Genomic DNA, 25016 nt, shown 5'->3' with positions numbered 1-25016 from the left:
GCCGCATGGTCGTCTTCTTCCCTTTGCGGCCCCCGGGCCGCCCCTTTCCCAGGTGCCCCATGAATTTCCACGAATACCAGGCCAAAGAGCTGTTCGCCGAGGTCGGCATTCCCGTTCCTGCCGGCAAGATCGCCCGCACCGCCGATGAGGCCGTCGAGGCCGCGAAGGCCCTGGGCGGCGACTTCTGGGTGGTGAAGGCCCAGATCCATGCCGGTGGCCGCGGCAAGGCCGGCGGCGTGAAGCTGTGCCGCAGCCTGGAGGCGGTGCGCGAGGCCGCCGCCGGCATGCTCGGCACCCGCATGGCCACCTACCAGTCGGGCGGCCGCGCCCTGCCGGTGGACGTGGTGCTGGTGACCGAGGCCTCGGACATCGCCAAGGAGCTGTACGTCTCGGCGCTGGTGGACCGCGCCACCAAGTCGGTCACCTTCATCTGCTCGGCCGAGGGCGGCGTGGAGATCGAGAAGGTGGCGGCCGAGACGCCGGAGCTGATCCACACCATCCACGTGAACTACGTGGAGGGCCTGCAGCCCTACCAGTGCCGCCAGGTCGGCTTCGCCATGGGCCTGAACGCCAAGCAGTGCGGCCAGCTCACCAAGATCATGCAGGGCCTCTACACCCTGTTCCACCGCTACGACCTCTCGCTCGTCGAGCTCAATCCGCTCGCCATCGACAAGCACGGCGACCTCGTGGCGCTGGACGGCAAGATCAATTCCGACGACAACGCCGAGTTCCGCCAGCCGAAGACCACCGCCATGCGCGACATCGCACAGGAGGACGAGACCGAGGTGCTGGCCACCAAGTACAACCTGAACTACGTGACCATGGACGGCAACATCGGCTGCCTCGTCAACGGCGCCGGCCTCGCCATGGCGACCATGGACGTCATCAAGCTCAATGGCGGCGAGCCGGCCAACTTCCTCGATGTGGGCGGCGGTGCCACCAAGGAGCGCGTCACCGAGGCCTTCAAGCTGATCCTCAGCTCGGACAGGGTGAAGGCCATCTTCGTCAACATCTTCGGCGGCATCGTCCGCTGCGACATGATCGCCGAGGGCATCATCGCCGCAGTGAAGGAAGTGGGCGTCAAGGTGCCGGTGATCGTGCGCCTCGAGGGCACCAACGTGGAGAAGGGCAAGGAGCTGCTGGCCGGCTCCGGTCTCGCCATCCAGCCTGCCGACGACATCAACGATGGCGCGAAGAAGGCCGTCGCCGCCGCTGCCGCCGCCTGATCACGACCCACCAAGGAATCGAACCATGAGCGTTTTGGTCAACAAGAACACCAAGGTGATCGTGCAGGGCTTCACCGGCCAGCAGGGCACCTTCCACGCCGAGCAGATGCTCGACTACGGCACCAAGGTCGTGGGCGGCGTCACCCCGGGCAAGGGCGGCAGCACCCACATCGGCCTGCCGGTCTTCAATACCGTGCAGGACGCGGTGGAGGAGACGGGCGCCGATGCCTCGGTGATCTACGTGCCGCCGCCGTTCGCCGCCGATGCCATCCTCGAGGCCGCCGCCGCGGGCATCCGCGTGATCGTGGCGATCACCGAGGGCATCCCGGTGCTCGACATGATGCGGGTGAAGCACGTGCTGGCCCAGTACGACGACGTGACCCTGATCGGCCCCAACTGCCCTGGCATCATCACGCCCGGGGAGTGCAAGATCGGCATCATGCCGGGCCACATCCACATGCCGGGCAAGGTGGGCATCGTTTCGCGCTCGGGCACCCTCACCTACGAGGCCGTGAAGCAGACCACCGACGCCGGCCTCGGCCAGTCGACCTGCATCGGCATCGGCGGCGACCCGATCCAGGGCATGAACTTCATCGACGCTCTGCAGCTGTTCCAGGACGACCCGCAGACCGAGGGCATCATCATGGTCGGCGAGATCGGCGGTTCGGCCGAGGAAGAGGCCGCCGAGTTCATCAGCGAGTACGTGACCAAGCCGGTGGTGGGCTTCATCGCCGGTGCTTCGGCCCCCCCGGGCAAGCGCATGGGCCATGCCGGCGCCATCGCCTCGGGCGGTCAGGGCACGGCGGCAGGCAAGTTCGCCGCGCTGGAGAAGGCCGGCGTCACCACGGTGAAGTCGCCGGGCGATCTCGGCGCTGCCATCGCCGCCCGCCTGAAGAAGTAAGGCCGGAGGGCGCCCTCGCCCCTGCCTGCCGCACGCAAGGCCGTCCGAAAGGGCGGCCTTCGTGTTTTCCGCTGGCGCCAGGACATGCGATTCTCGCCGCGCCGCCGGGCGACACTACGCTTTTCTACCGCCGCCTGATCTCCGATGACGTTGCGCCTCGCCCTTGCCCAGTTCGATTTCCCGGTTGGCGCCGTGGCCGCCAATGCCGAGCGCCTCCGCGCCCTGATCGCCGAGGCGCGCGACCGGCATGGCGCCGACCTCGTGGTCTTCCCCGAGCTCGCGCTCTCCGGCTACCCGCCGGAAGACCTGCTGGAGCGCCCAGGCTTCCTCGCCGAATGCGCCGCGCAACTGCAGCGCGTGGCCGAGGCCTGCACCGGCATCGCCGCGGTGGTGGGCTGGCCGGAGGCGGTGGGCGGGGTGGTGTTCAATGCCGCCAGCCTGCTGCGCGGGGGGCGCATCGAGGCCACCTACCGCAAGCGCAAGCTGCCGAACTACGCGGTGTTCGACGAGCGCCGGCATTTCGCGCCGGGGCAGGGGGATGCCGTGTTCGAGATCGCCGGGGTGCCGGTGGGGCTGCTGGTCTGCGAGGACCTCTGGCACCCGGAGCCGGTCGCCTCGACGGTGGCTGCCGGGGCGCGGCTGGTGGTGGTGCCGAATGCCTCGCCCTTCGAGCGCGACAAGCTGGCCGACCGCGACGCCCTGCTGGCGGCGCGCCAGGCCGAGACTGGCGCAGCCATCGCCTACCTCAATCTCGTGGGCGGGCAGGACGAGCTGGTGTTCGACGGCGCCTCGGTGCTGGTGGATGCCGATGGCCGCCTGCATCCGGCGGCGCGCGCCTTCGAGGACCAGTGGCTGGTGGCCGAGTTCGATCCGGCCCGCGGCGCCTTCGCGCCGCTGCACTGGCCGGCGGAGGAGGATGAATCGCGCGAGTCGCTGGCCTACCGCGCCGCGGTGCGCGGCCTGCGCGACTACTGCGGCAAGAACGGCTTCGGTTCCGTATGGCTGGGCCTCTCGGGCGGCATCGATTCCGCCCTGGTGCTGGCGATGGCGGTGGACGCGCTGGGGCCGGCGAACGTCACTGCGGTACGCCTGCCCTCGCGCTATACCTCCGCTCTCTCCAACGCGCTTGCCGCCGAGCAGGCCGCGGCGCTTGGCGTGCGGCTCGAGACGCTGCCGATCGAGGCGCCGTTCCGCGGCTTTCTCGAGGCCTTATCGCCGCTGTTCTCCGGCCTGCCGGCCGACATCACCGAGGAGAACCTGCAGTCGCGCTGCCGCGGCGCCCTGATGATGGCGCTGGCGAACAAGCGGGGGGGGCTGCTGCTCACCACCGGCAACAAGAGCGAGTACGCGGTGGGCTACGCCACCATCTACGGCGACATGTGCGGGGGCTATGCGCCGATCAAGGACCTGTACAAGACCGAGGTGTTCGCGCTGGCGCGCTGGCGCAATGCCCGGCAGCCGGCCGGCGCCCCACCGGCCATCCCCGAGGCGGTGATCACCCGGCCGCCCTCGGCCGAGCTGCGCGAGAACCAGACCGACCAGGACTCGCTGCCGCCCTACGCCCTGCTGGATGCCATCCTCGAGGCCCATATCGAGGGCCGCGAGGGCCGCGACGCCCTGCTCGAGCGCGGCTTCCCGGTGGAGGCCGTGGACCAGGTGCTGCGCCTGGTGCGCATCAGCGAGTGGAAGCGGCGCCAGGCCGCGCCGGGGCCGAAGCTCTCGCGGCGCGCCTTCGGCCGCGAGCGCCGTTATCCGATCAGCAACGGCTGGCGGAACTGAATCAGCGGCCGGCGGCGAAGGGATTGAGCTGGCCGAACAGGCTCTCGCCCTTCGGCCAGTTGCCCGCGAGATAGGGGTGCTGCGGGTAGTTCATCTCCAGCACGCGGCGGGCGTCGGCGGCGAGGTCCTGCTTGCCGAGCTTGGTGTAGGACGAGGCCAGCAGGGCCACGGCGTCGGCCTCGAACTCGCTCTGCGGGTAGATCTCGAGCAGGTACTTGGCGCGGTTGATGGCCGAGACGTAGGCGCCGCGGCGGTGGTAGTACAGGCCGGTGGTGATCTCGTGGCGGGCGAGGAAGTTCTTCAGGTAGACCATGCGCTGCCGCGAGTCGGCGGCGTAGGGGCCGTTCGGGTAGCGGCGCACCAGGTCGGCGAAGGCCTCGAAGCTGGCCTGGGCGCGGCTGAGGTCGCGGGCCGACATGTCGGCGCGGGCCACCCGCTGGAGGAAGAAGCTCTGCCGCTCGAAGTCGTTGAGGGCGCGCAGATAGTAGGCGTAGTCGATCGCCGGATGGGTGGGGTAGGTGCGGATGAAGCGGTCGAGGGTGGAGGTGGCGTCCTCGTGCTTGCCCTGCTTGTACTGCACGTAGGCGAGGTCGAGCTGGGCCTGCTCGGTGTAGGGGCCGAAGGGGAAGCGGCCGATCAGGCGGCTCAGGTACTGCTCGGCGCGCGAGTAGTTCTCGCGGTCGCGCAGGGCACGGGCCTCGGCATACAGGGCCTCGACCGGCAGGGTCTCGGTTTCCGGTTCGTTCTTGCCAAACCAGCCCTTCATGGTCTGGCAGCCGGCGAGGCCCGCGACGAGGAAGGACAGCAGCGCGAGGCGGGCAAGGGCACGGAGGAGCGGCTTGGATCGCACGGAACGGGCACCGGATGGGGCAGGAAGGCCGGATAATAGCGCGTCTCCCGCGCGGAGCCCCTGAACCCCGACCGAGCCGATGCCCATGCCCCAGCCTGCCCCCGATCCCGCCGACCGCCCCGAGATGGAGGACGAGCGCGAGCTGCTGGAGGCGGTGGTGCCGCTGGAGCACGCCGGCCGCCGCTTCGACCAGGCCCTGGCCGAGCTGTTCCCGGATTTCTCGCGTTCCCGCCTGACGGCCTGGATCAAGAGCGGCGAGGCCCTGCTCGACGGCGCCGAGGTAAAACCTCGGCAGATGCTGCGCGGCGGCGAGACCATCACCCTGTGGGTGACGCCCAGCCTCGAGACCCGGGCCGAGCCGGAGCCGATTCCGCTCGACCTGCGCCATGCCGACGAGGAGGTGCTGGTGCTGAACAAGCCGGCCGGGCTGGTGGTGCACCCGGGCGCCGGCAACCCGCGCGGCACCCTGGTGAACGCCCTGCTGCACTTCGACCCGAAGCTGGCGGAGCTGCCGCGCGCCGGCATCGTGCACCGGCTCGACAAGGACACCTCGGGCCTGATGGTGGTGGCGCGCAGCCTGCGCGCCCATGCCGCGCTGGTAGAGCAGCTCTCCTCGCGCCACGTGCACCGCCAGTACCTGGCGGTGGTGGCCGGCAGCATGGTGGCCGGGGGCACGGTGGATGCGCCGATCGGCCGCCACCCCGGCGACCGCATCCGCCAGGCGGTGAACGAGAACGGCCGCGAGGCCGTCACCCACTACCGGGTGCGCGAGCGCTTCCGCAGCCACACCCTGGTGGAATGCCGGCTGGAAACCGGGCGCACCCACCAGATCCGCGTGCACATGGCGCACATCCGCCATCCACTGGTGGGCGACCCGCTCTACGGCGGCGCCCTGCGCCTGCCGCGCGCCGCCACGCCGGCGCTGGCAGAGGCGCTGCGCGGCTTCCGCCGCCAGGCCCTGCATGCCGAGACCCTCGGCTTCACTCACCCGGCCACGGGCGAAGCCCTGCGCTTCCAGGCCGAGGCGCCCGAAGACTTCCAGCGCCTGCTGGCCCTGCTGCGCGAGGACAGCCGCGAGGCCGGGGCACGGGAGCCGCGGTGAGCCCCGGTCCGGCCACGCCGGCCGCTCCGGGCGGGCCCCTGCCTCCCGGCCTGTTGCCCGCCGGCTGGCCGGCCCCGCCCGGCGTGCGGGCCTTCAGCACCCGCCGTGACGCCTCCTTCGGCCAATCCTTGCCGCCCTTCGACCGCCTGAACCTCGGCAATGCCCGGGGACCGGCTGGTGACGATCCGGCCGCCGTGGCCGCGAACCGCGCCGCCCTGGCGGAGGCGGCGGGCCTGCCCTCGGCCCCGCACTGGCTGCGCCAGGTGCACGGGGTGGCGGTGCACCGCGCCGAGGGGCCGCCACCACCCGAGACGCCGGAACCGGAGGCCGATGCCGCCGTGACGGCCAGGCCCGGCGTGGTGCTGGCGGTGCTGCATGCCGACTGCCTGCCGGTGCTGTTCGCCAGCCGCGCGGGCGATGTGGTGGGGGCCGCGCACGCCGGCTGGCGCGGGCTGGCGGCCGGGGTGCTGGAGGCCACGGTGGCGGCGATGGGCACGCCGCCCGGGGACCTGCTGGCCTGGCTGGGGCCGGCGGCCGGGCCGGCGGCCTACGAGGTGGGCGCCGAGGTGCGCGAGGCCTTCCTCGAGGCCCGCGAGGCGGCCGGCTGGCGGGATGCCACCGCTGCCGCCTTCCGGCCGACCCGTCCCGGGCACTGGCACATGGACCTCTATGCACTGGCGCGGCTGCGCCTCGCCGCCCTGGGACTCACCGCCGTCTCTGGCGGCGGCCGCTGCACCATCGGCGAGCCCATGGCCTTTTTCTCGCACCGCCGCGAGGGACGGACCGGGCGCATGGCCAGCCTGGTTTGGATCGACGCGTCGCCATCGGGCTGAACGCCGGGTTGCGCTGGATCAAGCCCGGCTTGAATCCCGCGTCCATCATCCGCACCTGAAAGCCATCGCGGCCCGTCCCGTGGGCCGCCCCCTTTCGGAGACGACCCCATGCGGATGGACAAGCTCACCTCGCGCTTTGCCCAGGCCCTGCAGGACGCACAGTCGCTGGCGCTGGTGCGCGACCACAACCTGATCGAGCCGGTTCACCTGCTCACCGCCCTGCTCGACCAGCAGGGGGGCGGCACCCGGCCGCTGCTCTCGCAGGCCGGCGGCAACGTGGCCCTGCTGCGCGAGAAGTGCGGCGAGGCCCTCGACAGGCTGCCCAAGGTGACCGGCCAGGCCGGCCAGGTGAACCTCGGCAATGAACTGGCGCGCCTGCTCAACGTGACCGACAAGCTCGCCAGCCAGCGTGGCGATGCCTTCATCGCCAGCGAGCTGTTCCTGCTGGCCTGCGTGGAAGACGGCGGCGAGACAGGGCGGCTGATGCGTTCGGCGGGCTTCGACAAGGCGAAGCTCGAGGCGGCCATCCAGAAAATGCGCGGAGGCGAGAAAGTGCAGAGCGAGAATGCCGAGGACCAGCGCCAGGCGCTGGAGAAGTACTGCATCGATCTTACGGCCCGTGCCGAGAACAGCAAGCTCGATCCGGTGATCGGCCGCGACGAGGAGATCCGCCGCACCATCCAGGTGCTGCAGCGGCGCACCAAGAACAACCCGGTGCTGATCGGCGAGCCGGGTGTCGGCAAGACCGCCATCGTCGAAGGCCTGGCGCAGCGCATCGTCAATGGCGAGGTGCCGGAAGGCCTGCGCGGCAAGCGCGTGCTCTCGCTCGACATGGGCGCGCTGATCGCCGGCGCCAAGTTCCGCGGTGAGTTCGAGGAGCGCTTGAAGGCCGTGCTCAACGACCTTGCCAAGAACGAGGGGCAGGTGATCCTGTTCATCGACGAGCTGCACACCATGGTGGGAGCGGGCAAGGCCGAGGGCGCGATGGACGCCGGCAACATGCTGAAGCCGGCGCTGGCCCGCGGCGAGCTGCACTGCATCGGCGCCACTACGCTGGACGAGTACCGCAAGTACATCGAGAAGGATGCCGCGCTGGAGCGCCGCTTCCAGAAGGTGTTCGTGGGCGAGCCGAGCGTCGAGGACACCATCGCCATCCTGCGTGGCCTGAAAGAACGCTACGCCGTGCACCATGGCGTGGAGATCACCGACCCGGCGATCGTGGCCGCGGCCACGCTCTCGCACCGCTACATCGCCGATCGCCAGTTGCCCGACAAGGCCATCGACCTGATGGACGAGGCCGCCAGCCGCATCCGCATGGAGATCGACTCCAAGCCGGAGGAGATGGACCGCATGGAGCGGCGGCTGATCCAGCTCAAGATCCAGCGCGAGGCGCTGAAGAAGGAGAAGGACGAGGAGAGCCGGCAGCGCCTTGCCGATCTCGAGGCCGAGATCGCCCGGCTGGAGCGGGAGTTCAACGACCTCGAGGAAGTGTGGAAGGCCGAGAAGGCCGCCGTCACCGGCACCACGAAGCTCAAGGAGCAGATCGAGCAGCTGAAGGCCGAGCTGGAGGCCGCGCATCGCCGCCAGGACCTCGCCAAGGCCTCGGAGATCCAGTATGGCCGCCTGCCGGCGCTGGAAAAGCAGCTGGCCGAGGCCCAGGCCGCCGAGCGCAAGGGCTTCACCCTGCTGCAGGACAAGGTGACGGCCGAGGAGATCGCCGAGGTCGTCTCGCGCTGGACCGGCATCCCGGTGAGCAAGATGCTGGAAGGCGAGCGCGAGAAGCTGCTGAAGATGGAGGAGGCGCTGGCCGCCCGCGTGGTGGGCCAGCGCGAGGCGGTGCGCGCCGTGTCCGACGCCATCCGCCGCTCGCGCGCCGGCCTGAGTGATCCGAACCGGCCGAACGGCAGCTTCCTCTTCCTTGGCCCCACCGGCGTGGGCAAGACCGAACTCTGCAAGGCGCTGGCGAACTTCCTCTTCGACACCGAGGAGGCCATGGTGCGCATCGACATGAGCGAGTTCATGGAGAAGCATTCCGTGGCCCGCCTGATCGGCGCGCCCCCGGGCTATGTGGGCTACGAGGAGGGCGGCTACCTCACCGAGGCCGTGCGCCGCCGTCCCTACAGCGTCATCCTGCTCGACGAGGTGGAGAAGGCGCACCCGGACGTGTTCAACGTGCTGCTGCAGGTGCTGGACGATGGCCGCCTGACCGACGGCCAGGGCCGCACCGTGGATTTCCGCAACAGCGTGATCGTGATGACGTCCAACCTCGGCAGCCAGCACATCCAGGAGCTGGCCGGCGAGGGCGAGGCGGCCTACATCCAGATGAAGGCCGCGGTGATGGGCGTGGTGCAGTCGCACTTCCGCCCGGAGTTCATCAACCGCCTCGACGAGATTGTGGTCTTCCACCCGCTGGGCAAGGAACACATCCGCGAGATCGCCCGGATCCAGACCGCCTACCTCGGCAAGCGCCTTGCCGAGCGGCAGATGAAGTTCAGCATCGAGGACAAGGCCCTGGAGCTGCTCGGCAACGTGGGCTTCGATCCCGTGTATGGCGCGCGGCCGCTGAAGCGGGCGATCCAGCAGCAGATCGAGAACCCGCTGGCGCAGAAGATCCTTGCCGGCGAGTTCGCGGCGGGCGACACGGTGGTGGTGGCGAACGAGGGCGGCACCATCGTGTTCCGCAAGGGCTGAGTCTGGGGCGGGGAGCGCCTGCCTCGCTCACGGGGGCGCACTCCCCGCCGGCGCGGCGCTCCAGGTGTTTCGCCGCGAGCCGCGACGCCGCGGGTGGCGTTTCGCGGCAAGCGAGCCATGGATGGCGAGCGCCCGAGTCGGGGCAGGATTGCCCCGACCGAGGGAAGAGTGAAATGCCGCACGCGGCAGGCAGGCTCGCCCGCGACCGCCGTCCGCACGAGGCAGGCGCTATCGAAGTGGAGCTGCACGAGGCCGGCGCCCCTCGCCGTTTACTCCGCCAGCCCGAGATCCTCGCGCCGCAGCGGTGCTACCCCGTCCGCGGTCGTGGCGCGTGGGGTCGGCCGGATCTCGCGGTCCTGGGGCAGCGGCGCGCCCTCGTGCAGATGCGCCCACAGCGCATCGAGCGCGGCGTGGGCGTAGGGCAGCAGCGGCAGGTAGCGCGTCGCCAGCGCCGGCTGGCCGAGGAAGGCATCGAAGTGCTGGGCACGGCGCAGGCGCCAGTAGGCGAGCCGCGCGCCGTGGCGGCGGGCATACGCGGCATAGGCCGCGCTGCTGCTCCATTCCGGCACCAGGCCATCGTCGAGGCCGTGCAGCAGCAGGACCGGCAGCTCGGGGCGTGGTGGCCGGGCGCGGGTGGCGGCGATGGCCTCGCGCACACCGGCATCGGTGCGGGCGAGTGCCAGCAGGGCGAGCAGGCCGCGCAGCCGTCCGTCCTCTCCCGGCGGGTCGAGCAGGGCCACGCCGTTGCCGGGGGGAATGCCGCTGGCATCGCTCCACCACAGCGCAGCCTCGGCCGGGTGGGGCGCCGGCGCCGCGCCCCCGGCATCGCGCACGGCATAGCGGTAGCCGGCCGGCATCGCCTCGGCCGGGCTGCGCGTGTAGGCGGAGGCATAGCCTGCGGCCACCGCCCGCCACAGGTCGAAGCCCACGCTCAGGCTGCCGGCCCGCAGCGCGGCCTCGGTCCAGCCGCTGGCCGCGAGGGCCTGCCAGGCCAGCGTGGCCTGCGCTTCGGTGTCCGCGCCGCCGAGTTCGCCGAGCGCGGCAAGCGTGGCGCAGGCCGCGGCATGGGCCGCTGGCCGCGTGCCGCCGGGGCGCAGCAGCGGGTCGTCGTCGAAGGCCGGGGCGGCGAGCGCGCAGGGCATCAGCAGGGCGGCCTGGGTGGCGATGTCGAACAGCGGCCGCGCGCCCTCGACATGCACGTTCGGCGAGACTGCCACCACGCCGTCCAGCTTCGGGGCGCCCGCGATGCCATGTTCGCCTGCGGCCTCGTCGCCGGCGGCGCGCAGCACTGCGCCGGCGCCATTCGAAAGCCCCACGGCGATGACGGTGAGGTCTTCGGGCGCGATGCCGGCCTCGCGCTGCAGCACGGCCTGCCCGAAGGCGGCGGCCTGTAGCACGTGGCGGCCCCAGTCGGCCTCCGGGTGGTCGCCGGAATGGGCGTGCGGCACGAAGACCGTGCCATCTTCATCGCCCAGCCGCCGCCAGTCGGTGCCGGCGCCCTTGTCGGTGTAGGCCACGGCGCAGCCGCGCGGCAGGCCCCAGCCCCCGGCCAGGGCGATGGCGCCATAGACCCCGCGCGAGCCGGAGGCCGCGGTGACCACGAGACAGGGCCGTTCGCGGTCGAAGGCATCGGGCAGCTGCAGCAGCAGGCGGTGCGGGTGGCGCGCGCCCGGCACGCGGGCGGCGGCATGGAATTCGCGGCCGGGCACCGGGGCGAGGGAGCCGTAGACCTCACCGAGGCCGCCGCCCGGGCTCACATCGGCGATGCCGCGCCAGTTCGTCCACACGGCGCGGCGGCGCAGTTCGGCGAAGCTCGGTGCATTGGGATCGGCGGGCGCGGGGAGGGGGCCGCGCAGGCCCGCCAGCCCCAGCCCGGCGCTGAGCAGGTCGTCTTCGCCGCGGTGCACGCTCTCGGTGGGCACCGCGATCCGGCCCGGGGCATCGGCTTCGGTACCGGCGGCGATCGGCGGCGGGGCGAGCAGGCCGAGGGCGAGCGGCAGGGTGGCGATCATCGGGCCAGTCTCCGGCGGATGGCAGGCCGCGCCATCGTACGTTCGTCCAGCAGTGCGCCGGGGGCGTGCGCGGCATGCTCGGGGCCGTGCCGGCGCCCATGGCCGGCAGTGGAGGGCTGCATGAACGATCGCTTCCTCGAGGGCCGCGTGGCCCTGGTCACCGGCGCCACCTCGGGCATCGGGCTTGCGGTGGCCGAGGCCCTGGGCGCGGCCGGTGCCGTGGTGCACATCAACGGGCTTGGCGATGCCGCCCAGGTGCGCGCCGCGCTCGCGGCGGTGCGCGCGGCCGGCGCGCCGGAGGCCGTGCACCATCCCGCCGATCTGCGCGATCCGGCGGCCATCCGCGCCATGATGGCGGCGGCAGGCCCGCTCGACGTGCTGGTGAACAATGCCGGCATCCAGCACACCGCGCCGCTGGCCGACATGCCGGAGGAGCGCTGGGACGCGCTGCTCGCCATCAACCTCTCGGCCTGCTTCCACACCATGAAGGCGGCCCTGCCCGGCATGGCGGCGCGCGGCTTCGGCCGGGTCGTCAACATCGCCTCGGTGCATGGGCTGGTGGCCTCGCTGCACAAGGCGCCCTACGTGGCGGCCAAGCACGGGCTCGTCGGCCTGTCGAAGGTGGCGGCGCTGGAGATGGCGGGGCAGGGCGACCGGGCCTCGGGCGGGGTGACGGTGAACTGCCTCTGTCCGGGCTGGGTGGAAACCCCGCTGATCGAGCCGCAGATCGCCGCCCGCGCCGGGGACGGCGGGCGCGAGGTCGGCATCCGCGCCCTGCTCGCGGAAAAGCAGCCCAGCCTGCGCATGGCGTTGCCGGCCGAGATCGCGGCGCTGGCGCTCTGGCTGTGCCGGCGCGAGGCGCACAACCTCACCGGCGCGGCCATTCCCGTGGATGGTGGCTGGACCGCGCAGTAGCGGCGGGGCTGCTACCGTGTGCCCATGCACCAACTGCTGATCGTCGACGACCACCCGCTCTACCGGCTGGCCCTGCGCCAGACCATCGCCGATGCCCTGCCCGGGGCCCGCGTGGACGAGGCCGGCGATCTTGCCGAGGCCCATGCCCGGCTGGCGGCGGCGCCGGAGACCGAGCTCGTGCTGCTCGACCTGCAGTTGCCCGGCACCCACGGCCTGCTCGCCCTGGGCGAGCTGCGCGCCAGCCATCCCGGCGTGGCGGTGGCCATCCTCTCCGGCCGCGACGACCCGGGCACGGTGCGCCGGGCCTTCGCCATGGGCGCCTGCGGCTACCTCACCAAGCACGCCACGCCCGCCGAACTGCAGGCCGGGCTCTCGGCCCTGCTGGCCGGCCAGCGCTGGATGCCGGAGGCCCTGCGCGAGCTGCTGGCGCGCACCCCGCGCGATGCCGAGGCTGATTCGCTGGCGGCGAGGCTCGCCAGCCTCTCGCCGCAGCAGCTCAAGGTGCTGCAGCGGGTGGCCGAGGGCCGGCTCAACAAGCAGATCGCCGACGAGCTCGGCATCCAGGAACGCACGGTGAAGGCGCACCTCACGGTGGTGTTCGAGAAGCTCGGGGTGCGCAACCGCACCCAGGCCGGCGTGCTGCTCAGTGCGCTGTCGGGAGAGCCCGCGCCAGCAGGCTCCTGAGGCGCAGTGGCCGCAGCGGTTTGGTGAGCGCGAGGGCGCCGGCGGCGAGGATGGCCTCGCGCACCGTTTCGCTGTGGTCGGCGGTGATGAGGATGCCGAGGCTTTCCGGGAAACGCGCGGCGAGGCGGCGGTGCAGGGCATCGCCGGTGGCGCCGTCGTCGAGGTGGAAATCGAGTAGCCAGGCCTGCGGCGCGAACTCCCCGGCCAGCGCCAGCGCGGCCTCGGGCGTGGCGGCGGCACGCACCTCGGCGCCCCAGCCCTGCAGCAGGTGGCGGGTGGCCTCGAGCACGCCGGGCTCGTTGTCCACCACCAGCACGCGCAGGGCCAGCGTCCCGCCGGGCTCCGGTTCGGGCGGCGGTGCGGTCTCGGGCAGGGACTGCGGTGCCACCCGCGGCAGCACCAGGGCGAACACGCTGCCGCGGCCTTCGCGCGAGCGCAGCTCCAGCGGGGCTTCCATCAGGCGGGCGAGGCGGTCGGCGATGGCGAGCCCGAGGCCCAGTCCCTCGCCGCCACGCTGCAGGCGGCGGAACTCCTCGAATACCGCGCGCTGCTGCGCCGGCGGGATGCCGGGGCCGGTATCGCAGACTTCGATGGCGAGCCCATCCGGCCCGCGCCGGCGCACGCCGAGCAGCACGCCGCCCTGCCGGGTGTAGCGCACGGCATTGGCGAGGAAGTTCTGCAGCACGCGGCGCAGCAGCTGCGGGTCGGCCATCACCCAGGCACCGGTGGGGCGGCAGCGCAGGCGCAGGCCCTTGGCCGCGGCCAGCACCCCGGCCTCGCGGGCGAGGCCCTCCAGCAGCGGGCCCAGGGCCACCGGGCGCGGTGCGGCGCGCAGGCCGCCGGCATCGAGGCGGGAGATGTCGAGCAGGCCGCCGAGCAGCTCCTCCGCCGAGGCCAGCGCCCCGGCCACCTGCGCCACCTGCGGCGCCACCGGCCGGGCCTCCTCCTGCCGTGCCAGCGCATCCACCAGCAGGCGGGCGGCATGCAGGGGCTGGGTGAGGTCGTGGCTCACCGCGGCGAGGAAGCGGGTCTTGGCCTGGTGGGCGCGCTCGGCCTCGGCCTTCGCCGCCGTGAGCTCGCGGGTGCGCTCGTCCACCCGCGCCTCCAGGGTCTCGGCATCGCGGCGCAGGGCCTCCTCGCTGGCGCGGAACAGGCTCACGTCGGTGAAGGTGGCCACGAAGCCGCCGCCCGGCATCGGTTCGCCGCGGATCTCGATCACCGCCCCGCCGATGCGCCGCTCGCTCAGGTAGGGCGTGCCGGCGCGCATGTGGGCGAGGCGCTGCTCGAGGCCGCGGGCGAGGTCGAGCTCGCCGGCCAGGCCGCGGCGCAGGTTGTATTCGACCAGCCGGGCCACCGGCATGCCCACCTGCAGCAGGCCCTCGGGGTAGTCGAAGATCTCGCGGTAGCGGCGGTTCCAGACCACGAGGCGCAGCTCGGCATCGACCACGCTGATGCCCTGGCGCATGTGTTCCAGCGCCACTTCCAGCAGGCGCTGGTTGAAGCGCAGCCCCTGCGTGGCCTCGTCGACGAGGGCGGCCACCTGTTCCGGCGCCGGCCCGCCGCCCTCGCGCAGGGCATCCAGCAACAGGCGGGCCGAGGAGGCGCCCACCACCGCCGCCAGCTCGCGCTCCACCCGCTGCAGCGGGGCGGTGGGCAGGGGGCCGCTGGCCGGCGCCCCGGCCAGTGCCAGGTCGAGGCGCTCCGGGGCCAGGAAGCGTGCGGCAAGCCGGCGCACGGCGGCCACGTCGAGCGCGCCGCCGCGTGGCCCCGCTTCATTGCTGCGCCACTGCGAGAGCAGCAGGGGGAGCAGGCTGCCGATGAGCAGGCTGGCGGCCACGGCCCGGGCCAGCGGGCTCCAGCCCGAGAGGCCGAGGAAGCCTTCGGGCGCCAGCCAGGCCAGGCCCAGCGGCGCTTCGGTCCAGGCCGTATCGGCGCCGTAGGCCGCGGCCACGCCCGGCAGCAGCACCCAGGCCCAGGCGAGGAAGCCCGCCACCAGCCCGGCCAGCACCGCCCAGGCCGGGGTGTGCGGGCGCCACAGCGCGAAGCCCAGGGCCGGGGCGAGGGTGGCGATGGCGGAGAAGGAGAGCGCGCCGATGTCGGCGAGGGCCTCGTTCTCGCCCAGCATGCGGCTGTAGGCCCAGGCGGCCGCCAGCAGCACGGCGATGCCGAAGCGGCGCTGGCGCACCACCGCGCCGCGCAGGTCGCCCTCGCCGGCCCGCCAGCCGCCGCGCAGGCGCAGCGGCGTGAGCCAGTGGTTGCCGATCATCACGCTCAGGGTGAGGGTGGCGAGGATCAGCATGCCGGTGGCGGCCGAGAGCCCGCCGAGGAAGGCGAGCAGCGCCATGCCCTCGGCGCCTTCCGAGAGCGGCAGGGCGAGCACGTAGAGGTCGGCCGGTACGCCCAGCGCGCCGAGCGCCGCCTCGCCGGCGATGGCGAGCGGCAGCACCGGCAGGGCGATCAGCACGAGGTAGAGCGGGAACAGCCAGCGTGCGGTGTGCAGGTGGCGCTCCTCGCGGCCCTCGACGAAGCCGACGTGGAACTGGTGCGGCAGGGTGAACATGGCCAGCGCGCCGAGCAGCACCAGGGCGGGGAAGCCGGCGGTGCCGCCCTCGACCGGCGGCAGCGGTGCTTCCGGCAAACCGCCGGGGCGCAGCAGCAGCCACAGCCCGAGGCCGAGCATGGCGGCCAGCTTCAGCAGGGACTCCGCCGCCATCGCCAGCACCAGACCTCGGTTGTGCTCGATGGCCGAGGCACGCCGGGTGCCGAAGAGCATGGCGAAGGCGCCCAGCGCGACCGCCGCGTAGAGCGCGCCATCCTGCCCCGGCGGGGCGGCAAGATCGCTGCCGCGGGTGACGAGGCCATGGCTCATCGCCACCGCCTTCAGCTGCAGGGCGAGATAGGGAACCATGCCGGCCACCGCGATGGCGGTGACCGTGGCCGCCAGCGCCGAGCTGCGGCCGAGGCGGGTGGCGATGAAGTCGGCCAGCGAGGTGCTGTTGAGCTCGCGCGCCAGCCGGAACACCCGCAGCAGCAGCGGGAAGGCAAGGGCGTAGAGCAGCAGGGTGCCGAGGAAGGTGGGCGGCAGCGGCCAGCCGGAATCGCGGGCCTGCTGCACGGTGCCGAAGAAGGTCCAGCTGGTGCAGTACACCGCCAGCGAGAGCGCGAACACCACGCCCCAGCGCCGCGAGAAGGCCTCGGGATGGCGTTCGCCCCAGAGCGCCGCGCCGAACAGCAGGCCCAGCCAGAGCAGGGCCGCGGCGAGCACGACCCAGGGGCTCAGCATGGCACGGCCTTCAGTCGGCAGCGGCGAGGCGGTCGATCAGGGCGGCCACGAAGGCCACCTGCCCGCCCGCGCGGGTGTCGTAGTCGCTGCCGCCGTAGCCCCACCAGTCCCAGCATGCGTTCGGATTCAGCGGCACGTAGCTCGATCGCGCCTGAGGATAGACGACCACGAGCCCCAGCGCGTCGGCCCAGCGGTTGAAGCCGGCCTCGCGCACGAAGGCTTCGCCCACCGATCCGGCGTCCTGCTGGCAGCCGTGGAAGACGACGACGAGGCCGCAGCCTCCGGCCTCGCAGGCCGTGGGCACGTAGAGGTAGCCGGTGTCCGCGAGGCCCTTCGCCCCGGAGGGCAGAAGCGGCCGCTGATCGAAACGCGAGAGCCGGCCGCCGGCTGCCGCGGGCGGGCGTTCCGCCTCGCCGAACAGGGCCTGCATCGCGAGTCCCGCGCCGTCGATGCCGCAGCGGGCGAGCCAGGGGCTTTCAGAGGCCTCGCAGGGACTGCCGGTGTCCTGCGTAGGCAGGGCATGGCCCACCGGCTGATCGTCGATGAGGGTGAGCGTGATCGAGTCGCCGCCGAGCCGGCGGTAGAGCGCGGCGCTGGCCCGTGACAGCGCCGGGTTCACCGTGCGGTCGAGGCGGCCATGGAAGAGGAAGACGCGGTCGCCGGCGAAGGCCGCGACAGGATCGATGCGGCCGTCCCGGGCCCTCGCCTCTGCTTCGCGGGCAAGGGCATCGAGGTCCGGGCCGGCCGGCTCGGCGAGCATGCAGGGGCCGAGCGCCGTTTCCAGCGCGCCTTTCGCGCAGCCGTAGGGGCCGCCGGCGAACAGCGCGGCCCCGTGGATGTGGGTGTTCAGCGCGACATGCACCTGGGTGGCCATGTAGGCCCCGGAGGACAGGCCCGCCACCGCCACGCGCTGCGTGTCGATGCGCAGCGCCGGCAGCGGCGGCTCGGCCCCGCCGCCGCAGCCGGTGGCGAGCAGGCCCGCCAGCAGGAGCGGCGCAGGGGCGAGGCAACGCATGGGGCCGGCCTCAGAACGCGTAGCGGGCGCTCAGGCTGATCTGCCGCGGCGGGCCGTAGAAGCCGGTGTAGACGCCGAGCGCGCGGTTGAGGTTGTAGCCGGTGGTCAGGTACTCCTTGTCCGTGAGGTTGCTGCCCTGCAGCGAGAAGCTCCAGGCCCCCGCGGTCTGCCAGACCACGCCGGCGCTCAGCAGGCCGTAGCCGTCCTGGGTGATCGGCGGCCGGCCGAAGGGCGGTACTTCCGAGCGCAGGATCTCGGTGGTGGCCACTACCTCGCTCTGGTAGTACCAGCCGAGACGGGCGCTCAGCTCGCCGCCGCCGGCCAGGGCCGTGCGGTATTCGAGGTTGAGGGCGCCGGAGAACTCGGGGGCGTTGGTGAACTCCTGCTCGTTGGCGATGTCGACGCCGGCGAAGCGGAACTCGTCGTACTTCGCATCCAGCCAGGCGAGATTGCCGCTGATCGAGAAGCCGCCGCCCAGCAGCCACTGGTACTCCACCTCGACGCCGCGGATGGTGCCCCGGCCGGCATTGGTGAAGTCGCCGAAGAAGGCGTCGTCCACCCCGTCGCCATTGCTGTCGTAGGCGGTGAACACCGAGAGCTGGATGTCCTTGTAGCGGTTGTGGAAGGCGGCGAGGTTCAGGAACAGGCGCTGGTCGAGCAGGCCCATCTTGGCGCCCACCTCGAGGCTGTCCACCACCTCGTCGTCGAAGGGATTGGCCGAGCGCGGCACCGCCGTGGCCTGGGCGCGGATGTTGTAGCCGCCGGACTTGAAGCCACGCGCCCCCAGGGCGTAGAGCATCACGTTCTCGCTGGCATCGAAGTTGAGGGCGATCTTCGGCGAGAGGTTCTTGAAGTTGATCTTCTTGTCGAAGTTGGCCGCCACCACGCCGTTGGGCACGGTGAAGGTGGCGTCGGTGTAGCCGCGGTTGAGTACCCGGGCGCGCTTGTCCTCATCGGTGTAGCGGGCGCCGAGATCCAGCGAGACGCGGTCGGAGAGATCGAAGCTCCAGTCGGCATACAGGGCCAGGCTGTCGGTGTTCACCTTGCCCTGGGTGTCGCCGAAGTTGAGGTTGAAGAAGTTGTTCCGCACCTGGCCGCCGGCAGTGCCGGAGAAGGCATAGAGGCCCACCACGCCGCGGCTGCGGCCGCCGGCGTCCCAGTTGGCCTGCAGCTCGTGGCTCACCTGCTCGTCGGCGTAGAAGGCCTTCACGTCGGCGATCGGCGCCAGGGTGGTGTCGAAGTCGATGTTGGTCTCGGTCTCCGACTGGCGCTTGGCGAGGATGTACTTCAGCGAAAGGTTGTCGCTAGCGCGCCAGTTCACCGTGGCCGAGGCGCCCTCGACCAGGGTGTCGTTCTTGTTCGGCATGCCATTGCGCACGTCGTAGCGGTCGGAAAGCGGCGGGAAGCTGCCGAAGGCCGGGAACAGGGCATTGAAACGGTTGGCCTCCAGCATCCGCGCGCCGCGCACGCCGCTGGTGTCGTCCACGCGGTCGAAGGCGAACTGGATGTCGAGGTCGTCGTTGACGTAGGCGCCGAGCTGGCCGCGGAAGGCCAGCACGTCCTTGTCACTCACGTCCTCGCCGGTGACGAGGTTCTCGCCGAAGCCGTCGCGGCCCAGCTTCGCTACCGCGAAGCGGCCGCGCAGGCCGCCGTTCTCCACCAGCGGCCCGCCGATGGCGGCCTTGAGGTCGAGCTGGCCGAAGCTGCCCACCGTGGCCGAGACGAAGCCCTCGGTCTGGGTCGGGATGCCGCGCGAGATGTACTTGATGGCCCCGCCGATGGTGTTCTTGCCATAGAGCGTGCCCTGCGGGCCGCGCAGCACCTCGATGCGCTCGACGTCGAACACGTCGAGCAGGGCGCCCTGCGGACGGGCGATGTAGACGTCGTCGAGGTAGAGGCCGACACCGGGATCGACGCCCCAGAGCGGGTCGCTCTGGCCGATGCCGCGGATGTAGGCGGTGAGCGTGCTGCTCGAACCACGGGCGGCGTAGAGGGTGAGGTTCGGCACCTGGGTGCCGAGTTCACCGATGTCGCGGGTGCCGAGGCGATCCAGGGCCTCGGCGGTGAAGGCGGTCACTGCCACCGGCACTTCCTGCAGCGTTTCCTCGCGCTTGCGGGCGGTCACCGTCACCGCGTCGAGGGTACGGGCCTGCGGGCCCTCCGCGGGCTCGGCCTGGGCGAAGGCCGCCGGTGCGGCAATGGCGCTGGCAAGCAGCGCGGCGTGGATGGCAGTACTGAGTCGGCTGCGGAACATCGGTCTTCCCCCAAAGGATGCGGACGCCAGTCGTAAGGCGCGTGCCAGGCAGACTAGGGGGCGGCCCGCGCGCGCGGCACCTGTACCTTGGTCCAATCACGTGCCCGGTGCCGGGCCGCGCATCCTGCCCCGGCCCCACCGGAGCCTTCGAAGGATGCTGAGCGCCCTTGGCCTCGCCGCCGCCCTCGCCCTGCTGATCGCGCTCACCATGCGCGGCTGGAACCTGTTCGTGGCCACGCCGCTGTGCGCCGCCATCGTGGCGCTGAGCTCCGGCATGGCCCTGCTGCCGCCGCTTGCCGCCGAGGGCGCGCCCAATCTGGTGGGCGCCTACATGTCGGGCTTCACCGGCTTCATCACCAACTGGTTCTTCATGTTCCTGCTCGGCTCCATCTTCGGGAAGCTGATGGAGGACAGCGGCGCGGCCGATGCCATCGCCGCCGCGGTGATGCGCCACCTCGGTCCCTCGCATGCCGCGCTCGCCGTGGTGCTGGCCTGCGCCATCCTCACCTACGGCGGTGTCAGCCTGTTCGTGGTCGCCTTCTCGGTCTATCCGGCCGCGCTCGCCCTGTTCCGCGCCGCCGACCTGCCGCGCCGCTTCATCCCCGCCGCACTGGCTTTTGGTTCGGTCACCTTCACCATGACCTCGGCCGGCTCGCCGGAGATCCAGAACTGGATCCCGATTCCCTACCTCGGCACCTCGCCCTGGGCCGCCTGGGAGGCCAGCCTCCTCGTGGCGCTCGCCATGGCGGTGGGCGGCCAGCTCTGGCTCGGCTGGATGCTGCGGCGGGCCAAGGCGCGCGGCGAACGCTTCGAGGCGCGGCCCGGCGATCCTGCCGGCCTGCGCAGCGACCTGCCGCCGCTCTGGGCTGCCCTGCTGCCGACCCTGGCCGTGCTCGGCGTGTCCTTCGCCCTGCACGAGCGCTTCCAGGTCTCGGCCCTGATCGTGGCCCTGCTGGCCGGCTGCCTCGCGGTGGGCCTGCTCTGCCTGCGCACCCTGCGCCAGCCCGGTCGGGCCATCGCCGAGGGCAGCACCGGCGCTCTCGTCGCCATCGGCAATACGGCCGCCGTGGTGGGGTTCGGCGCGGTGGCCAAGCTCTCGCCGGCCTTCGCCGTGGCAGTGGATGCCGTGACCCACATGCCCGGCTCGGGCGTGGCCACCGCGGCGCTGGCGGTCAGCCTGATCGCGGCCATGACCGGCTCGGCCTCGGGCGGGCAGGCCATCGCCCTGCCCATCCTCGCCCCGGCCTTCCTCGCGCAGGGCGTGAATCCCGAGCAGCTGCACCGTGCCGTGGCGATCAGCTCCGGCGTGCTCGATTCCATGCCGCACAACGGCTACGTCGTCACCACCATCCGCGCCATCTGCGGCGAGACCCACCGGGCCGCCTACCTGCCGGTGGGCGCGCTCACGGTGATCGTGCCGGGCCTCGGCCTGCTGCTCTGCCTGGGCCTGTTCGCCCTCGGGCTGTGAGCGCCGGCGCAGGCATCGACTAGACTGGCGGGATGCTCGCCCGCGGCGCCCTGCTGATCCTCTTCTGCCTGAACCTCGCCGCCGCGCTGTGGTGGGGCCTGCATCCGCCGGCGCGCGCCGTGCCGCCGCCGGCCACCGAGCCCGGCATCCCCGGCCTTACCCTGCTCGCCGAGGCGGAGCTGGCCGACCTGCCGGCCGATGCCGAGCTGGCGGTGGCCCCGACCCGCATGGAGGCCACCCCGGTCTGCCTCTCGGTGGGGCCCTTCGACACCCCCTCGGCCCTGCGCCGCGCCGTGGATGCGCTGGGCGGCAGCGTGGGCAAGCTGCAGTACCGCGAGGCGCAGGTGCAGAGCACGCGTGGCTGGCGGGTGTTCATCCCCGCCGCGCCCAGCCGCGGCGAGGCCCTGGCCACCGCCCGCTCGCTCGCCGCCCAGGGGGTGCGCGATTACTACGTGGTCACTGCCGGCCCCGGCGAGAACACGGTGTCGCTGGGCCTGTTCCGCGAGCAGCGCAATGCCGAGGCACGGCTCGCCGAAGTGCGGGCGCTCGGTATCGAGGCCGTGATGGAGGCGGCCAGCGAGGAGCGTCCGCAGTGGTGGCTGGAGATCGCGGTGGCCCCGGACTTCGACTGGCGCCGGCCGCTGGGCAGCGGCGCCTGGCAGGCCCGCCCCATTCCCTGCTTCTGAAGCCGCGGCGCTTCGGGGCCGCCATGGCGCCGGGTTACACTGCCGCCCCTGCGCCGGCATAGCTCAGCAGGTAGAGCAACCGCCTTGTAAGCGGTAGGTCGTCCGTTCGATCCGGACTGTCGGCACCACGTCCTGCCGTGAGCGCCGTCCGGCCCAACGACGACGCGTTTTGGTTTGGAGTGAGCATGAGCCGATTCCCGACCGTGGCGCTGATCGGCGCCCCCACCGACATCGGCGCCGGCCACCGCGGCGCCTCGATGGGCCCCGAGGCCCTGCGCGTGGCCAGGATCGCCGAGGCCCTGCGGGCCCGCGGCGTGGAGGTGCTGGACCGCGGCAACCTCACGGGCCCGATGAACCCCTGGCAGCCGCCAGAGGCGGGCTACCGCCACCTGCCCCAGGTGGTGGAGTGGAACAGCGCGGTGATGCAGGCCGTGGAGGCCGAGCTGGAGGCCGGGCACCTGCCCATCCTGCTCGGCGGCGACCATTGCCTCGGCCTTGGCAGCATCACCGCCGTGGCCCGCTGGTGTCGCCGCAGGGGCAAGAAGCTGCGCGTGCTCTGGCTGGACGCCCACGCCGATTTCAACACCTCCGAGGTCACGCCCTCCGGCAACGTGCACGGCATGCCGGTGGCCATGCTCTGCGGCCTCGGGCCGAAGGAACTCACCCACCTCGGCGGCAGCTGCCCTGCCATCCGCCCCGACATGGTGCGGCAGATCGGCATCCGCTCGGTGGACGAGGGCGAGAAGCGGCTGGTGAAGGAATATGGCCTCGACATCTACGACATGCGCTACATCGACGAGGTGGGCATGAAGCGGGCGATGGACGAGGCGCTGGCCGGCATCGATGCCGAGACCCACGTGCACGTGAGCTTCGACGTCGATTTCCTCGATCCTGGCATCGCCCCCGGCGTCGGCACCACGGTGCCCGGCGGCCCGAACTACCGCGAGGCGCAGCTGGTGATGGAGATGATCGCCGACACCGGGCGCATGGGCTCGCTCGACATCGTCGAGCTCAACCCCGCCTTCGACAAGCAGAACAAGACCGCCCGCCTCGCCGTGGACCTGGTGGAGAGCCTGTTCGGCAAGTCCACCCTGATGCGCGACTGAATGCGGGCGTCCCCTGCTGCCGCCTCCACGGCAGCGGCGCTAGACTCCGCCCACCCATCCCAAGGGAGACCGCCATGAAACCGTTCCGCCTGCTCGCCCTGGCCACCCTCGTGCTGATGAGCCTCACCGCCTGCAACACCGTCTCCGGCTTCGGCAAGGACGTGAAGAAGGTCGGCGAGAAGATGACCGAGAAGGCCGAGGAAGCGAAGCGCTGATCCTGCCCCCTCGCGTGGCACGGGGACGCCGGGGGCGGCCCGGCCCCCGTGCCACGGGTGCTGCATGGGGGCGCAGGGCGGCCGGGGTTACACTCGCGGGCCGCGCCAGACGCGGTTTCCCCGCTCCCGACCGTTCCGCATGACCGCTCCCGTCCGCATCCTCACCGGCATCACCACCTCCGGCACCCCGCACCTCGGCAACTACGCCGGCGCCATCCGCCCGGCCATCGCCGCCAGCCGCCAGCCCGGCACCGAGAGCTTCTATTTCCTCGCCGACTACCACGCCCTGATCAAGGCGCAGGATCCGGCGCGCGTGCAGCGCTCGACGCTGGAGATCGCCGCCACCTGGCTGGCCTGCGGCCTCGATCCCGACCGGGTGTGGTTCTACCGCCAGTCGGACATCCCGGAGATCCCGGAACTCGCCTGGTTCCTGGCCTGCGTGGCCGGCAAGGGCCTGCTCAACCGCGCCCATGCCTACAAGGCGGCGGTGGATGCCAATGTGGCCGCCGGCGAAGACCCGGATGCCGGGGTGAGCGTGGGGCTCTACCTCTATCCGGTGCTGATGGCCGCCGACATCCTCGCCTTCAGGGCGCAGAAGGTGCCGGTGGGCCGCGACCAGATCCAGCACATCGAGATGGCGCGGGATTTCGGCCAGCGCTTCAACCACCTCTACGGCGAGCACCTGGTGCTGCCGGAGGCGGTGATCGAGGAGCAGGTGGCCACGCTGCCCGGCCTCGATGGCCGGAAGATGAGCAAGAGCTACGACAACACCATTCCGCTGTTCGCGCCACCCGCGCAGCTGAAGAAGCTGATCGCCTCGATCGTCACCGACTCGCGCGCGCCGGGCGAGCCGAAAGACCCCGATGCCAGCCACCTGTTCACGCTGTACCGCGCCTTCGCCAGCGAGGCGCAGGCAGCCGGGATGCACGCTGCCCTGCGCGGTGGGCTTTCCTGGGGCGAGGCCAAGCAGGCGCTGTTCGAGCTGCTCGACGGCCACCTCGCGCCGATGCGCGAGAAGTACCAAGCGCTGATGGCGCGTCCGGCCGACATCGAAGCCACGCTGCAGGCGGGTGCCGCGAAGGCCCGCGCCATCGCCACCCCGCTGCTGCGCGAGCTGCGCGCCGCCGTGGGCCTGCGCCCGCTCACCGCCGCGATGGTCGATGCCCCGAAGCCCAAGGCCGCGAAGGCCGCGCAGCCGAGCTTCAAGCAGTACCGCGAGAGCGACGGCCGCTTCTACTTCAAGCTGGTGCATGCCGATGGCCGGGTGCTGGTGCAGAGCGAGGGCCATGCCTCGCCGAAGGAGGCGGGCGCCCTGGTCGCGCGGCTGAAGGCCGAGGGCGCCGCGCTGGTGCACGAAGCGGGGAAGGGCCTGCACCTCGCGGGCGTCCTCGTGGGGCGGCTGGAGGACGGCATCGAGCTTGCCGAGGTGCTGGAATCGCTCGCCGCCTTCGCCGGGGACGCGGCCTGAACGCCGGCCCGGGCAGACTGCCGCGATGAGCATCCTCGCCGTCCTCCTCCTGGGGCCGTGGTTCGCCGTGCTCGGCTGGATCTACTGGCGCAGCGCCCCGGCCCCGTTCGCCGCCGCCCGCGGTTTCGACATCGCCGCGCTGGCGGGCGCCATCGCCCTGTCCGTGCTCGGCATGTGGGCCGGCCTGCAGGTCGAGCCCGCCGGCCACCACCCGATCATCCGCGAGATCGTCGCGTCGCTGATCGCCTACAAGTGCTTCCTGCTGGGCCTGGGACTGGCCTGGGCCTGGCGGCGGCGAACAGCCTAGGTGCGCTTCGCGATTCCCGGCCTTGTCGGCCTCAACGATCGGAAGGGTCTTCGGTTCTGGGCGCGTGCCGCTTGAAACTCTTCAGGGTCAGCGCGCCGGCGATCAACAACACAAGCGCGGTCGCCAGTCGCCAGTAGTCGATGCCCTCGCTGGAGTGCGCAGTCGCTGCCATGTAGAGCGCTGCAAGCAGCCAGATGTATGCCGTGCGACGCATGAGCCCC

At 72.1% G+C, this 25016-nt stretch carries 20 protein-coding genes and 1 tRNA gene; 15 read left to right on the top strand and 6 right to left on the bottom strand.

All coding sequences use genetic code 11. The features are described from left to right. Positions 1–59: 59 nt before the first annotated feature. The 3 genes from sucC to G408_RS0105640 all read left to right on the top strand — a co-directional run bounded on the left by sucC (position 60) and on the right by G408_RS0105640 (position 3906). Positions 60–1226, top strand: a complete 1167-nt coding sequence (gene sucC, locus G408_RS0105650; protein ID WP_028770309.1) for an ADP-forming succinate--CoA ligase subunit beta — start codon at positions 60–62, stop codon at positions 1224–1226. 25 nt (positions 1227–1251) lie between these two features. After that, positions 1252–2127: a succinate--CoA ligase subunit alpha gene (sucD, locus tag G408_RS0105645; RefSeq protein ID WP_028770308.1), complete on the top strand. Its 876-nt coding sequence runs from the start codon at positions 1252–1254 to the stop codon at positions 2125–2127. A 144-nt stretch (positions 2128–2271) separates the two neighbouring features. Further along, complete coding sequence (locus tag G408_RS0105640) at positions 2272–3906, top strand: NAD+ synthase (protein ID WP_028770307.1); 1635 nt, start codon at positions 2272–2274, stop codon at positions 3904–3906. A 1-nt stretch (position 3907) separates the two neighbouring features. Here G408_RS0105640 and G408_RS13345 read toward each other — a convergent pair whose 3' ends face one another. Next, a complete protein-coding gene (locus tag G408_RS13345) occupies positions 3908–4756 on the bottom strand; it encodes an outer membrane protein assembly factor BamD (RefSeq protein WP_037412524.1) in 849 nt (282 codons plus the stop codon). 85 nt (positions 4757–4841) lie between these two features. Between G408_RS13345 and rluD the strand changes: the two genes are divergently transcribed. From rluD to clpB, 3 genes are all read left to right on the top strand, one after another. Then, positions 4842–5858 (top strand): 23S rRNA pseudouridine(1911/1915/1917) synthase RluD, encoded by a 1017-nt coding sequence (gene rluD, locus G408_RS0105630; RefSeq protein WP_084628088.1) that lies wholly within the window; start codon positions 4842–4844, stop codon positions 5856–5858. Next, positions 5855–6691 carry a peptidoglycan editing factor PgeF gene (pgeF, locus tag G408_RS0105625; RefSeq protein WP_245584268.1) on the top strand — a complete coding sequence of 279 codons (837 nt, stop codon included), beginning with the start codon at positions 5855–5857 and terminating at the stop codon, positions 6689–6691. The genes rluD and pgeF overlap by 4 nt, the downstream gene beginning before the upstream one ends. A 114-nt stretch (positions 6692–6805) precedes the next feature. Beyond that, on the top strand, positions 6806–9382 hold the full coding sequence (gene clpB, locus G408_RS0105620; protein WP_028770304.1) for an ATP-dependent chaperone ClpB: 2577 nt from the start codon (positions 6806–6808) through the stop codon (positions 9380–9382). 269 nt (positions 9383–9651) lie between these two features. Here clpB and G408_RS0105615 read toward each other — a convergent pair whose 3' ends face one another. Further along, entirely contained in the window at positions 9652–11394 is a 1743-nt protein-coding gene (locus tag G408_RS0105615) for a 3-hydroxybutyrate oligomer hydrolase family protein (RefSeq protein WP_084628086.1), read from the bottom strand. A gap of 120 nt (positions 11395–11514) precedes the next feature. Between G408_RS0105615 and G408_RS0105610 the strand changes: the two genes are divergently transcribed. Then, a complete protein-coding gene (locus tag G408_RS0105610) occupies positions 11515–12309 on the top strand; it encodes a 3-hydroxybutyrate dehydrogenase (protein ID WP_028770302.1) in 795 nt (264 codons plus the stop codon). A 24-nt stretch (positions 12310–12333) separates the two neighbouring features. Then, complete coding sequence (locus tag G408_RS0105605) at positions 12334–12993, top strand: response regulator (protein WP_028770301.1); 660 nt, start codon at positions 12334–12336, stop codon at positions 12991–12993. Here G408_RS0105605 and G408_RS0105600 read toward each other — a convergent pair. The 3 genes from G408_RS0105600 to G408_RS0105590 are packed head-to-tail and all read right to left on the bottom strand — an operon-like array spanning position 12953 to position 19545. Further along, positions 12953–16276, bottom strand: coding sequence for a PAS-domain containing protein (locus G408_RS0105600; RefSeq protein ID WP_028770300.1), 3324 nt, complete (start codon positions 16274–16276; stop codon positions 12953–12955). The two genes, G408_RS0105605 and G408_RS0105600, sit on opposite strands and share 41 nt — an antisense overlap. A gap of 10 nt (positions 16277–16286) precedes the next feature. After that, complete coding sequence (locus tag G408_RS13340; RefSeq protein ID WP_051282659.1) at positions 16287–17291, bottom strand: extracellular catalytic domain type 2 short-chain-length polyhydroxyalkanoate depolymerase; 1005 nt, start codon at positions 17289–17291, stop codon at positions 16287–16289. A 10-nt stretch (positions 17292–17301) separates the two neighbouring features. Further along, the gene (locus tag G408_RS0105590; protein ID WP_028770299.1) at positions 17302–19545 is read right to left on the bottom strand and encodes a TonB-dependent receptor; all 2244 of its coding nucleotides are present in this window, start codon (positions 19543–19545) and stop codon (positions 17302–17304) included. A 154-nt stretch (positions 19546–19699) separates the two neighbouring features. Here G408_RS0105590 and G408_RS0105585 point away from each other — a divergent pair, with 154 nt between their 5' ends. The 7 genes from G408_RS0105585 (at position 19700) to G408_RS13330 (ending at position 24795) form a co-directional block, all read left to right on the top strand. After that, positions 19700–21013, top strand: a complete 1314-nt coding sequence (locus G408_RS0105585) for a GntP family permease (RefSeq protein WP_028770298.1) — start codon at positions 19700–19702, stop codon at positions 21011–21013. A gap of 32 nt (positions 21014–21045) precedes the next feature. Then, positions 21046–21699, top strand: coding sequence for an SPOR domain-containing protein (locus G408_RS13335; protein ID WP_051282658.1), 654 nt, complete (start codon positions 21046–21048; stop codon positions 21697–21699). A 52-nt stretch (positions 21700–21751) separates the two neighbouring features. After that, positions 21752–21827, top strand: a tRNA-Thr gene (locus G408_RS0105575). A 57-nt stretch (positions 21828–21884) separates the two neighbouring features. Next, on the top strand, positions 21885–22805 hold the full coding sequence (rocF, locus tag G408_RS0105570) for an arginase (RefSeq protein ID WP_028770297.1): 921 nt from the start codon (positions 21885–21887) through the stop codon (positions 22803–22805). A gap of 74 nt (positions 22806–22879) precedes the next feature. Beyond that, positions 22880–23020: an entericidin A/B family lipoprotein gene (locus tag G408_RS15060; protein WP_084628085.1), complete on the top strand. Its 141-nt coding sequence runs from the start codon at positions 22880–22882 to the stop codon at positions 23018–23020. A gap of 139 nt (positions 23021–23159) precedes the next feature. Then, complete coding sequence (locus G408_RS0105560) at positions 23160–24488, top strand: tryptophan--tRNA ligase (RefSeq protein WP_028770296.1); 1329 nt, start codon at positions 23160–23162, stop codon at positions 24486–24488. Positions 24489–24513: 25 nt separating this feature from the next. Continuing rightward, positions 24514–24795, top strand: a complete 282-nt coding sequence (locus tag G408_RS13330; RefSeq protein WP_037412464.1) for a hypothetical protein — start codon at positions 24514–24516, stop codon at positions 24793–24795. A gap of 31 nt (positions 24796–24826) precedes the next feature. Here the strand turns inward: G408_RS13330 and G408_RS0105550 are convergent, their stop codons facing one another. Then, entirely contained in the window at positions 24827–25009 is a 183-nt protein-coding gene (locus G408_RS0105550; protein WP_028770295.1) for a hypothetical protein, read from the bottom strand. Between the last annotated feature and the right edge of the window lie 7 nt (positions 25010–25016).

Source organism: Silanimonas lenta DSM 16282, from assembly GCF_000429065.1.
Lineage (GTDB): Bacteria > Pseudomonadota > Gammaproteobacteria > Xanthomonadales > Xanthomonadaceae > Silanimonas > Silanimonas lenta.
The sequence above is the reverse complement of the archived record's forward strand: the minus strand, read 5'-3'. Positions and strand labels throughout refer to the sequence as shown.